The 10,218-nt window shown below is 62.3% G+C and carries 9 protein-coding genes; 5 read left to right on the forward strand and 4 right to left on the reverse strand.

Translation table 11 applies throughout. The annotated features are described in order from the left end of the window. Together EN906_RS11270 and EN906_RS11275 are read left to right on the forward strand one after the other, a co-directional pair. Positions 1–652: MFS transporter (locus EN906_RS11270; protein ID WP_164777149.1), on the forward strand; the 652-nt coding region annotated here is incomplete at its 5' end. A 52-nt stretch (positions 653–704) separates the two neighbouring features. Further along, complete coding sequence (locus EN906_RS11275) at positions 705–1,739, forward strand: aldo/keto reductase (protein WP_127268244.1); 1,035 nt, start codon at positions 705–707, stop codon at positions 1,737–1,739. Between the two features lie 307 nt (positions 1,740–2,046). On the opposite strand, the gene EN906_RS11280 is transcribed toward EN906_RS11275, so the two are convergent. Further along, positions 2,047–2,319: an usg protein gene (locus tag EN906_RS11280; protein WP_013529022.1), complete on the reverse strand. Its 273-nt coding sequence runs from the start codon at positions 2,317–2,319 to the stop codon at positions 2,047–2,049. Positions 2,320–2,621: 302 nt separating this feature from the next. Between EN906_RS11280 and acs the strand changes: the two genes are divergently transcribed. Further along, entirely contained in the window at positions 2,622–4,577 is a 1,956-nt protein-coding gene (acs, locus tag EN906_RS11285; RefSeq protein ID WP_127268243.1) for an acetate--CoA ligase, read from the forward strand. After that, the gene (locus EN906_RS11290) at positions 4,577–5,320 is read left to right on the forward strand and encodes an MOSC domain-containing protein (RefSeq protein WP_127272273.1); all 744 of its coding nucleotides are present in this window, start codon (positions 4,577–4,579) and stop codon (positions 5,318–5,320) included. Before acs ends, EN906_RS11290 begins: the two co-directional genes overlap by 1 nt. Position 5,321: 1 nt before the next feature. On the opposite strand, the gene EN906_RS11295 is transcribed toward EN906_RS11290, so the two are convergent. The 3 genes from EN906_RS11295 to EN906_RS11305 all read right to left on the reverse strand — a co-directional run bounded on the left by EN906_RS11295 (position 5,322) and on the right by EN906_RS11305 (position 9,631). Continuing rightward, entirely contained in the window at positions 5,322–6,590 is a 1,269-nt protein-coding gene (locus EN906_RS11295) for a cyclopropane-fatty-acyl-phospholipid synthase family protein (protein ID WP_127269218.1), read from the reverse strand. Between the two features lie 355 nt (positions 6,591–6,945). After that, complete coding sequence (locus EN906_RS11300; RefSeq protein WP_127269219.1) at positions 6,946–8,421, reverse strand: TadE/TadG family type IV pilus assembly protein; 1,476 nt, start codon at positions 8,419–8,421, stop codon at positions 6,946–6,948. Positions 8,422–8,761: 340 nt separating this feature from the next. Then, positions 8,762–9,631, reverse strand: coding sequence for a transglutaminase family protein (locus EN906_RS11305; protein WP_127269220.1), 870 nt, complete (start codon positions 9,629–9,631; stop codon positions 8,762–8,764). Positions 9,632–9,802: 171 nt separating this feature from the next. On the opposite strand from EN906_RS11305, the gene EN906_RS11310 reads away from it, so the two are divergent. After that, positions 9,803–10,218: HAD family hydrolase (locus EN906_RS11310; protein ID WP_348629275.1), on the forward strand; the 416-nt coding region annotated here is incomplete at its 3' end.

Genomic DNA, 10,218 nt, shown 5'->3' on the forward strand with positions numbered 1-10,218 from the left:
GGTGCCACGCAGCCGGACGGCGCCCGAAAAGAGCGATCTGCGCGCCGATCTCGCCGTGCTGCGCCGCACGCCCGTCCTGCTCGGCCTCGCCACCACGGTGCTCGGCTATGCCGGCGTCTTCGCCGTCTTCACCTATATCGCACCACTGCTGACCGAGATCAGCGGCTTCAAGGAAGCGGCCGTGTCGCCGATCCTGCTCGTCTTCGGCGGCGGTCTCATCGCCGGCAATTTGCTTGGCGGCAAGGTCGCCGACCGCTGGCTGGTGCCGGCCGTGCTGGGCAGTCTCGTGGTGCTGGCCCTGGTGCTCGCCACCATGAGCTTCGCCATCCACAGCCAGGTCATGGCCGTCATCTATGTCGGCCTGCTCGGTGCCGCCGCCTTCGCCACAGTGGCGCCGCTGCAGATGTGGGTGCTGGACAAGGCGCAAGGTGCCGGCCAGAGCCTCGCCTCGTCCTTCAACATCGCCGCCTTCAATCTCGGCAATGCGGCAGGCGCCTGGCTTGGTGGTGCGGTGATTGCCCATGGCCTTGGCCTGGGCTCCCTTACCTGGGTCGCCGCCCTGCTGCCGCTCGCGGCACTCGGTGTGGCGGGGCTGGCGCTGCGTCTCGATCGCACCGCCACGCTCGGCGAGCCTGCCTCCATCCGGTCGTGACCGTCCTCTGCAAACCCGCTTCCCACACCCTTCATTCCACAGGAGTAAAAAGATGGACTACCGACGTCTCGGTGCATCGGGCCTGAAAGTGCCCGCACTCTCATTCGGCGCGGGAACCTTTGGCGGCTCCGGCCCGCTGTTCGGCGCCTGGGGCAACAGCGACGCCAGGGAGGCGCGGCGGCTGATCGACATTTGCCTGGAGGCCGGCGTCAATTTGTTCGACACCGCCGACGTCTATTCGAACGGCGCCTCGGAAGAGGTGCTTGGCGAAGCCATAAAAGGCCGCCGCGATGCCGTCCTGATATCGACCAAGACCGCGCTGCCGATGGGCGACGGACCGGCTGACTATGGCTCTTCCCGGTCGCGGTTGATCAAGTCGGTGGACGCCGCGCTGAAGCGCCTCGGCACTGACTATATCGACCTGTTGCAACTGCACGCTTTCGATGCCGGGACGCCGATCGAGGAGGTCTTGTCGACGCTGGACGAACTCGTGCGCGCCGGCAAACTGCGCTATGTCGGCGTCTCCAATTTCTCCGGCTGGCAAGTGATGAAGTCGCTGGCGCAAGCCGACAAGCACGGTTATCCGCGCTATGTCGCGCACCAGGTCTACTACTCGCTGGTCGGCCGCGACTACGAATGGGAGCTGATGCCGCTCGGCCTCGACCAGGGCGTTGGCGCGCTCGTGTGGAGCCCGCTTGGCTGGGGCCGCCTGACCGGCAAGATCCGCCGTGGCCAGCCCTTGCCGGAAAAGAGCCGGCTGCACGACACGGCAAGCTTCGGACCGCCGGTCGAGGACGAGCATCTCTATCGGGTGATGGATGCGCTCGATGCGGTGGCGCAGGAAACCGGCAAGACCGTGCCGCAGATCGCCATCAACTGGCTCCTGCAGCGCCCGACCGTGTCGTCGGTCATCATTGGCGCCCGCAACGAGGAACAGCTTCGCCAGAACCTCGGCGCCGTCGGCTGGACCTTGACGCCGGAGCAGATCGGGAAACTCGACGCCGCAAGCGAAGTCACCGCGCCCTACCCGTACTTCCCGTATCGGCGGCAGGAAGGCTTTGCCCGGCTGAACCCGCCGGCTGTTTGATTAAGTCACAGTCTTACGTTCCGGGGCCGCCATAGAGACATTTGGGGGTAGCCGAAGCCCCTCAACTTCGTCATCCACGGGCGGAGCAGCCGCGAAGCGGCGTCGCGAAGACCCGAGGATCCATGCCGCGACCTTGGCCGTAAAGTGCAGCGGAGCAGAATTCTGCACCGTTGTGACGCTTCGGAGTCCCGGCATGGATCCTCGGGTCTGCGCCGCGTCGCTTCGCTCCTTGCTTCGCCCGTGGATGACGACGCGATAGGCGTTTGCGCCAACCACTAATGGTCGACAAAATGCCTGCCTACTGCTCTCAGTGCAGCACGAACTCCCCATCCACCTTGCGCCACTCATTCGGCGCGATCAGCTTCTGGTGGGTGTAGCTGATCGAATGCAGCGGCCCGTCCAGCTTGGCCTTCCAGAATTCGATGAACTTGATCAGCACCGGAAACTTCGGCGCCAGATCGTAGTCCTGCCAGATGAAGCTCTGCAGCAGATGCGGGTGATCGGGAAAGTGATAGAGAATCTTGGCCGTGGTCAAGCCATAGCCTTTGAGCATCAGGTCCATTTCGGCATGGTCGCGCATTACGGTCCCCAGGTTGATTCGCCTGTCCTCCCATGGCTGATTGTGCGCGCCGCTGATTAATCGTCTATTGATTTTTTCTTCATCTGAACCGGCTTTAGCATGCGAAAACATGCAGTTAGCAGCGCACTTGGCCGAGTGCTGACAGCCTCGGGGAAGCCCCCTGCGGCATCCCGCCGCGCGAATCCAACGTCTAATGTTGCCGTAACGGCGGAACTGGTAATAATGCCGCCGAATTCGCGGCCCTGTCGCCGCGATCCCGCCGGCATTTCAAGCCGGCGATTGGTTCGGGAGGAAAGTCAGGAATGTCCGAGGTTCATGTCCATCGCGTCCAGCCGGCGTGGAAGAAAAACGCGCTGATCGACAATGACACCTACCTGAAATGGTATGCCGACAGCGTCAAGAACCCGGACAAATTCTGGGGCAAGCACGGCAAGCGCATCGACTGGTTCAAGCCCTTCAGCAAGGTCAAGAACACCTCCTTCGACGGCAAGGTCTCGATCAAATGGTTCGAGGACGGACTGACCAACGTTTCCTACAACTGCATCGACCGGCACCTGAAGAAGCGCGGCAACCAGACCGCCATTATCTGGGAAGGCGACAATCCCTACGATGACAAGAAGGTCACCTATAACGAGCTCTACGAGCATGTCTGCCGGCTCGCCAATGTGATGAAGAAACACGGCGTCAAGAAAGGTGATCGCGTTACCATCTACATGCCGATGATCCCGGAAGCCGCCTATGCGATGCTGGCCTGCACGCGTATCGGCGCCGTCCATTCGATCGTCTTCGGCGGTTTCTCGCCGGATGCGCTGGCCGGCCGCATCGACGACTGCAAGTCGACCTTCGTCATCACGGCTGATGAAGGCCTGCGCGGCGGCAAGCCCATCCCTTTGAAGGAAAACACCGACAAGGCGATCGAGATCGCCGCGAAAGCCGGAACGAAAGTCGAAAAGGTGGTGGTCGTGCGCCGCACCGGCGGCAAGACCGGCTGGGTTTCAGGCCGCGACGTCTGGTACCACGACGAGGTCGCGACGGTGAAAGCCGAATGCAAGCCCGAGAAGATGAAGGCCGAGGACCCGCTGTTCATCCTCTACACATCGGGTTCGACCGGCAAGCCGAAGGGCGTGCTGCACACCACCGCCGGCTATCTCGTCTACGTCTCGATGACCCACCAATATGTCTTCGATTACCATGACGGCGACATCTACTGGTGCACCGCCGATGTCGGCTGGGTCACCGGCCACAGCTACATCGTCTACGGCCCGCTCGCCAACGGCGCCACCACGCTGATGTTCGAAGGCGTGCCGAATTATCCGTCGCAGTCGCGCTTCTGGGAAGTCATCGACAAGCACAAGGTCAACATCTTCTACACCGCGCCGACGGCGCTGCGCGCGCTGATGGGCGCCGGCGACGCGCATGTCGCCAAGACATCGCGCAAGTCGCTGCGCGTACTGGGTTCGGTCGGCGAACCGATCAATCCGGAAGCCTGGGAGTGGTATTTCAACATCGTCGGCAACGGCAAGGTGCCGATCGTCGACACCTGGTGGCAGACCGAGACCGGCGGCATCCTGATCACGCCGCTGCCCGGCGCCACCGACCTCAAGGCGGGATCGGCGACGCGGCCTTTCTTCGGCGTCAAGCCGCAGCTGGTCGACGGCGAGGGCAAGGTGCTGGAAGGTGCGGCCGACGGCAATCTGTGCATCACCGATTCCTGGCCGGGCCAGATGCGCACCGTCTATGGCGACCACGACCGCTTCGTGCAGACCTATTTTTCGACCTACAAGGGCAAGTATTTCACCGGTGACGGCTGCCGCCGTGACGCCGACGGCTATTACTGGATCACCGGCCGCGTCGACGACGTCATCAACGTCTCCGGCCATCGCATGGGCACGGCCGAGGTCGAATCCGCACTGGTCAGCCACGACAAGGTTTCGGAAGCCGCCGTCGTCGGCTATCCGCACGACATCAAGGGACAGGGCATCTACTGCTACGTCACGCTGATGGCCGGCGAGCAGCCGAGCGAGGAGCTGCGCAAGGAGCTGGTCGCCCATGTCCGCAAGGAGATCGGCGCCATCGCTTCGCCCGACAAGCTCCAGTTCGCGCCCGGCCTGCCGAAGACGCGTTCCGGCAAGATCATGCGCCGCATCCTGCGCAAGATTGCCGAGGACGATTTTTCAGCGCTCGGCGATACTTCGACGCTCGCCGATCCGGCCGTCGTCGATGATTTGGTCGCCAACCGGCAAAACAAGAAGAGCTGATGCAGGCAGCGCTTGGCACTGTCAGTGAGCTTTGGCGCTATCCGGCGAGTTCGCTTGCCGGCGAGCGCCGGGAGACAATCTCGGTCGACATCGAGAGCATTAAGGGCGACCGCATGTTCGGCCTTGTCGACGCGTCCGACAATGAGATCGCGCGACCGGACCGCGACCCGAAATGGCACAAGGTGCCGCGCATCCGAACCCGGCTGTCGCCGACCCTGGAACTCGAGATTGCCGTTCCCGAGGGCAACTGGCTGGCTGCGCCAAGTATCGAGAGCGACCGCGCGGTATCGGCCTATCTCGGCTTCGAGGCCTCGATCCGGCCGTTTCGTCGCGAGAATGCCGCGCCTGACTATTCCGGCCCGCTGACGGCGGAGCGTTATCGCAAGGCGCCGATCCATCTGTTGACCACGGCTTCGCTGGCGCGCCTGAAGGCATTGCATCCGGAAGGCACCCCCGATCCGCGCCGTTTTCGTCCCAACATCGTCGTCGACATGGCGGCACTCGAAGGGTCGTTTCCGGAGACGGAATGGATCGGCCGCAAGCTTGCCATCGGCGACCTGTTGCTGACCATCTCCGAACCCTGCCGCCGCTGCGGTTTCACCATCATCGCCCAGGATGGCTTCGACCATGATCCGGCGATCCTGCGCAATCTGGTTCGCCATAACGCCCACAATCTCGGCGTCTATTGCACGGTCGACCGGCCGGCGCGCGTCGAAACCGGCGACGCGATGCGCTTCCTGTAAGCTATCGATACAGATCCGCCCGCGTCGGCGGCAGGCCGCTTGGACCACGCGCGCGCTTGGTCACGACGGTCTGGAAAATCTGCGCCGAGGCGCGTTCGAAGGTGATCGAACAGCCCGTCAGGTAAAGCAACCATAGCCGTGCCTTGGCTTCGCCCACCTCGGCGATTGCCTCGTCGAACCTTTCGTGCAGCCGCTCCGCCCACAGTCTGCAGGTGCGGGCATAGTGCTCGCGCAGGTTCTCGACATCGTAGACGAGAAAACCATGCGCCTCGAGATTGCCTGTTGTCATTCCGATCGTGTCGAGTTCGCCGCCGGGGAAGATGTATTTGAGCAGCGCCTTGTACTCCGGCCCCTTGCGCAGGGTCTTCTTCATGTCGCCCTTGCTGCGCCGGGTGATGGCGTGGTGCAGATAGATGCCGCCCGGCTTCAGCAGGCGATGAATGGTCTTGAAATAGGTGGCGTGGTTGGCGAGCCCAAGATGTTCGAACATGCCGATCGACGAGATCTTGTCGAACGAGCCGGTGAGTTCGGCATAGGATTTGATCTCGATGGTGATGCGGTCCTCCAGCCCTTCGGCGCGGATGCGTTCGCGGGCAAGATCGGTCTGCGCCTGCGACAGCGAGACACCGTGGCCGATAACACCATAGTTCTTCGCGGCATGGATGAGCATCGCTCCCCAGCCACAGCCGATGTCGAGCAGTCGTTCGCCAGGCTTCAGCCGGAGCTTGCGACAGATATGGTCGAGCTTGTCGATCTGCGCCTGGTCGATGCTGTTGGCGAAATCCTTGAAGTAGCCGCAGCTGTAGACCATGCGCTCGTCGAGGAAGAGCCGGTAGAAGGCGTTCGAAATGTCGTAGTGATGCTGGATCGCCTCCTGGCTCGAACCGCTGACATAGGGATTGCGCCCCGACAGATCGGTCCGCGCCGTCATCTGCTTGCGCGCCAAAAGCACGGAAGGCAGGTCGCCCAGGATCGCCATTTTCGGCAGCGATTTGAGCTTGGTTCTGAGCTTGCCTTGCGACGGCAGGGCATAAAAGTCGAAAATCGTCCCGTCTTCGATGTTGATCGTCTTGGAAATCCACATCTCGATCAGCGTCGACAGGGACGGCCGCTTCACGATCTGCCAGACGATGTCCTGGTCGTTGATGGTGAGCACCGGACCCGTGGCGGGGCCGATCCGCTCCCCGGTCCATAGCCTGACGGCAAACCCCGGTTTCAATGTTTCGATCACCGTTCGAACGATGCGAGCGGCCTTTTCGGCTGCCTCCATGCGACTCCTCCGAATGCTGGCCCCAGGCAGAAGTTTGCCCGGCCGGCCTGGCAATCGCAAGCGGCTCGCACCAAGCCCCCCGTTGGCTAATTTCAGACCTGCACCTTGTCTTTTGCTGCAATGCACCCCATCATCAGTATGTGTTCAACAAATCGAAAGGAGGTGATCCGATGTCGAGTGATTTCGTTTTCCAGAACGTGGCCTCAGCGGATTGCACTTTCGGGAAGCAGTCTTCCCGTTAAGGCGCGAAATGCGCGGCGGGTGACCCGATAGGTCGCCGCCAAGGCCGCGCCACGGACGGAAACACGGAAGGCCGCCGGCTTCGAAAGAAGCGGCGGCCTTTTCCGTTTGCGGACTACTGGGTCAATGCGACCTTTTCGGTGTTGCGAATGATCTCCTGAAAGGCGTCGTCCAATTCGGCTCCGGTGGACACGTCGAAGAAATGCCTCTTGGCGGCGGAGGTATCCTTCGACGAACAGTCCTTCAGCACCGCCTTTGCCTGATCCCGCTCGGTTGCCGACATGTCCTTGTCGTCCAGATCGAAGCCAATGGTGAAAATCTCGATGCCATCATTTTTCATATTTTCGCACAGCGTTTCGGCGTTGCCGCGCGCAAGGTTGCCCTGGCTATTGTACCTGTCCCCAGCCCCGGCGAAGGCGGTATTGAACTGGCCATCGGTCATCAGGATCGCGACCTTGGCGATCTTCTTCGGATCGGCATCCGAGGCGCCTTTGCCGAGACCGGCGTTCCTGATTGCAGTGCGCCATTGCGGCGACAGCATATAATAGGTCCACTGAATGGCGATCGCGCCGGCCGTGTAGCCATCGGCCTGGAAGTCCTCGATCGATTCAAGCAATGCATCGGAGTCGGCGGTCAGCGGGATCACCTCCGCACCAGGGCACCTGTTCATACCTCCGCCGAGATGATCGTCCCGGTTGACCAGGGCATAGTATTTCTTGCCGTTCCTGTCGGTGCGAACAGTGCCTGGGCCGTCGGCGCTCATATCTGCGTTGCCGTTCTTGTCCTTGCGCTCGGTGGCGCAATTGTCGGGGCGTGGCATCGCCGCGCCGACAATGGAGATGTAGTCGCTGAAGGACGGCAGCAGATTTTTGCCTGTCTTGGCGACGAGAAGCGGACTGCCGGCGACGGGTGGGAGCTCAGAGCTGCCTTGCTTCTCGGCATAGATGTTTTCCGCCAGCTTGCCGGCGTTGACGCCAGATGCATAAGGCACAATCGCTACGCGGATGCGGGGGTTCTGCGGATCCTGCTTCTGCAGCATCGTCAGAACAGCATTTTTTGCAGCAGCTTTCAGATCGCCGATCTTGTCGACCTTGCCGCGCTTGGCCATCGATCCCGTTATGTCCAGCATCATCGCCACTTCGACGGTCTTGTCCGAATAGAGCGCCGTTGTGGAAGCGGTGACGCGTTTCATGTCGCCCGTGCCGAAAATCGGAAAGTACAGCGCGACATCGATATGGGCGTCGGCCTGAACCGTCTTGGCAGTCCTGTCGACGATCAACCTGTCGAGCACGATCTGGTCGGCCTGCAGAATGCCTGCTTGGCTGTTGGCGTCGAGAAAGGCCTGCACCGATGTGTCGGCATCGGCTTCGTTGGTGGCGCCGGTCGTCAGGTCGCGTGCCGTCGACGTGACCGCGGCGTCGACCACGCTCTGGAGGCTCGATCTGGCATTGTAGAGCTGCGATACGTTGACCGAGAAGCCCGCTGCCAGCGCCAAGACCGAGGCGCTAAGGCCGAACAGGACCGCGAAATTTCCACCGCGATCCCTGGCGAAGCCGCCGACCGCGTGAACAAGACCCCCGTAATTCCGCATCCTACAGCCTCCACTCGCCTCGGCCTCGTCGCCGCGGAAAGGGCAATGCAGGATTCCCGCCGGATGATGCCTTGGCCTGGCAGAGAGCTCGCCTCCCAACAGCAAGTCATTGTTTTTGTTGAATTTTGGAACCCGCAAAGGTGAACGGTTGGTAAACGGGAACGCACCGTGGCGCTCGCGTTTACCGGCCGCTTACCATGATCTGGCCCAAGGCATCGCGACGCCATCGACGGCGTCCTGTTGCGGCACAAGCTCACTGTGCCGAAGCGGACCATGTGTCCCGAAAGTTGCGCCTAGAAAGAACCTCCCTGCCACCCTGTCGCATCGGTAGGCGTCGCGATTACGCCAGCATCTGTGCGCTGACGGTCCTGTCGATGCCGTGGTAGGGCGGGTTGAACAGATTGCCTTCCTGTTCATAGGTCCACACCTTGAACAGGCTGAGCCGGTGGGGGCCGAAACTGTGCAGCAGCGGCACGTCGGTGGCGTCGCGGCCGCGGGCGATGACGATACGGCCGATTCTGGGCGTGTTGTGGCGAGGATCGAACGTGTACCATTTGCCATCGAGGAACACTTCCAGCCACGCCGAGAAGTCCATCGGCGCCGGATCGGCTGGCACGCCGATATCGCCGAGATAGCCGTTCACATAGCGTGCCGGAATATTCATGCAGCGGCAAAGCGTGATCGCCAGATGGGCGAAGTCGCGGCAAACCCCGACGCGCTCCTCATGCGCCTGAGCCGCGGTGCGGGTCGAGCGCGCATAGCCATAGCCGAACGACAGCCGGTTGTGGACATAGTCGACGATCGCCTGCACGCGCGCCCAGCCGGACGGGATGTCACCGAAGAGCTGCCAGGCCAGGCTGCTCAGATGATCCGTCTCGCAATAGCGGCTGCCCAGGAGATACCCGAGAACTTCGTCCGGCAGGTCCGCCACCGGCACTTCCCTGGCCAGCGTGTTTACCTCGTCCGTCTCGCCGCTGTCCTCGACGACCGCGTCGTACAGGATGCGAAAACCACCGGCGGGCGCTGTGAAGCGCCGGCAGGCATTGCCATGCAGATCGTGGTACAGCCTTGTCGGCACCGCGGGCGAGGTCAGCACCCGCGTCTGCCGCTTGATGTCGCCCTGCCTGTCCCGATGGATCTCGAGCACTGAAATCACCGGCGTGGCGGCTACGCATTCGATGGCGATTTCGTAGCCGAGCCGGATCAGCACCGTTGGTCCCCCTTCGATCGTTGTTGTGAGAAGCAGTCCTTCCCAAACGCCCGGAGGATATCGTGGTTCCCTGGGCCGATCGAAAAGCACGCCCCCGTGTCTTCCCCTGCCGCAGTCGAGACGTTAGGTTCGGCCACCCGACCAAGCGCCTCCCCGGACTCAAGGAAAATCATGTATTCAGGCAGAAAATTCGCGGCCTTCCTCTTCGACATGGACGGCACGCTCATCAATTCCATCGCCTCGGCGGAACGGGTGTGGAGCAATTGGGCTCTCCGCCAGGGGCTCGACGTCGCCGCCTTCCTGCCGACGATCCATGGCGTGCGCGCGATCGAGACCATCACCGGCCTGGCACTGCCGGGCGTCGACCCGGCATACGAGGCTGATCTGCTGCTGAAGGCCGAGGCGGCCGATCTCGATGGCATTATCCAGATATCAGGCGCCGTGGCATTTCTCGATTCGCTGCCGCCCGAACGCTGGGCAATCGTCACCTCCGCCCCACGTGAGCTGGCGCTGTTGCGCATGAAGGCCGCCGGCATCCCCGTCCCGGCCATCATCGTCGCGGCGGAAGATGTCTCCCGCGGCAAGCC

The sequence above is a fragment of the Mesorhizobium sp. M7A.F.Ca.CA.004.06.1.1 genome, from assembly GCF_003999135.1.
GTDB lineage: Bacteria > Pseudomonadota > Alphaproteobacteria > Rhizobiales > Rhizobiaceae > Mesorhizobium.